This window comes from Chitinophaga niastensis (assembly GCF_003014755.1).
Lineage (GTDB): Bacteria > Bacteroidota > Bacteroidia > Chitinophagales > Chitinophagaceae > Chitinophaga > Chitinophaga niastensis.
Map to the genome: position 1 here is coordinate 1 of NZ_PYAW01000034.1, position 1,217 is coordinate 1,217.

A 1,217-nucleotide genomic window follows, 5' to 3' on the forward strand; every position below is an offset into this window, starting at 1 on the left:
ACATCGAATACAAATCATCTCTATGCTTTAAGTCATGACTTCCTGGACCTGGAGCCTGATACCTACCTCTATAATTTTAACGGGCGAAGCGGCAAATTTTTTCTGAAAGAAACAGGAGAGATCGTCATGATGGGGAGCAATGACGGCATTAACATCAGTTACAACCTGGATACAAGCCTGGCGCCTCCTGGTCCGGGAATCCGCTCATGGATTATCACAGATGAGAACGGGAATAAATATTATTTCGGTAGAACAAAAGCCGGAACGGGCAATTACATACTCAGAAACCAATCGTCCTACTCCGGAAACCACGGCAATAGCCCGGCTGAAATATCATCTACCTCCTGGTACCTCACCGAGGCGTATGATATGAATGAAGAAAATAGTATTAAGTATACTTACACGCTATCCGGCAATATTTTCACCACTATATCAGGCAGTTTTATGCCGCTTAATACCGCTGGGCTGGACTGCCAGGGATTCAATGTAATTGGAGATGACGGCGTAGTTACAACCGACGCAACCGAGTACCTGGTAACCCGCATTGATGGCAACAGTGGCTATGTTATTTTTAATTCAGCACAGGATTATGCGAATGGCCCTAATAAAATGCTGGCTGTTCAAATGTATGATCCTGGCGGTAACTACAAGGGGCAATATAAATTCAATTATGGCACAAACTTCAGTAGCATGCGGTGGAAGCTTACTGGTTTTTCGCAATTTGGTGCAGCTGGATTTGATAGCCTTACGCACAAATTTGAATATAATGAGTTTAATAACCTTCCCAGTGTTTTAAGCCCGGGTGTTGATATATGGGGATTTAGTAATGGTCAGTTTAATACGGGCATGATTCCGAAGATGATAGTTTCCAATGGTTATGGAGATATATACTGGGATTTCGGCGCTACCCGCACAGCTGATGGTGCCAACTCACAGGCAAATATCCTTAAGAAAATTACTTACCCTACCGGTGGATACAGGGAGATCATATATGAGGGAAATACGGTACTGGGGCTGGGCGATTTTTTCACTTATCATCCGGACCCTAATTATATGGTTTCACGGAGTTTTACAGAAACTAAGTTTCTAAGTACGGGAGGCAGCTTTCCGTCTATGCAACATCTTTTTACAGTAAACTCGTCTTATAATCTTGCCAAATTCTTCTTTGCCCTGGGTAATATTGGTGTGATGTGTGGCTCCAATTATACCGTGAAGGT

At 43.1% G+C, this 1,217-nt stretch carries 1 protein-coding gene; it reads left to right on the top strand.

Features of this window, described 5'->3' with window-relative positions; genetic code table 11:
- A partial coding sequence (locus CLV51_RS29365; protein ID WP_158267194.1) for a hypothetical protein occupies window positions 1-1,217 on the top strand: 1,217 nt, incomplete at both ends.